Origin of the sequence: Streptococcus sp. GMD1S (genome assembly GCF_000296875.1) — a bacterium.
GTDB lineage: Bacteria > Bacillota > Bacilli > Lactobacillales > Streptococcaceae > Streptococcus.
Map to the genome: position 1 here is coordinate 1 of NZ_AJQY01000270.1, position 612 is coordinate 612.

At 36.8% G+C, this 612-nt stretch carries 2 protein-coding genes; both read right to left on the minus strand.

What is annotated here, in order from left to right; translation table 11 throughout:
- A partial coding sequence (locus GMD1S_RS08725) for an HTH domain-containing protein (protein WP_008281795.1) occupies window positions 1-164 on the minus strand: 164 nt, incomplete at its 3' end.
- Window positions 161-612, minus strand: a 452-nt coding sequence (locus tag GMD1S_RS08730) for a helix-turn-helix transcriptional regulator (protein ID WP_000292590.1), incomplete at its 5' end; no start/stop codon positions are given. The genes GMD1S_RS08725 and GMD1S_RS08730, both read right to left, overlap by 4 nt.

Genomic DNA, 612 nt, shown 5'->3' on the forward strand with positions numbered 1-612 from the left:
CCTCTATTTTTGATACTGTCAATTTCTAGGCCTTCTTGTTGAAGACGTTGGATCGCTTTCCATATGGATGTACGGCTTAAATTCAGTTCTTCTCCGATTTTTTCTCCGCTGACATAATCGTTTTCTCTAGCTAATATTTGGTAAACTAGTTGGTGTGATTTCATTGATTTTCCTTTCTAGCTAAGAGGGAGTGAGAGTATTCATTTCGAGTTTGACTAGGTGTTTTATGAAAAAACTGTTTGTAGGCTTTTGAGAAATGTAGTGGGTCTGAAAAACCTACAGAATATGCAATGACTTTGATCGTTTCATTTGTGTGTTCTAGTAACTGTTGAGCACGGTTCATTCGAACGAAAAGTAAATACTCTTTTGGAGAGAGTTGGTGAAATTCTTTAAACACACTAGTTAAGTAACTTCTATGAACCGATAGCTCTTTTGCTAAATCTTGAATGGTGAGCGATCGTGGATAGTGACTATCAATTAATTGTTTGCAGTCAAGATAGAGCTGGTGAGTTGATGAAATATTCTCTTTTTTCTGATTGGGAGCAATCGTTCCTAGATGAAACATTAGTTCATGGAGTTGTCCCATGATGTGGAGTTGAGCCAATTCATTAG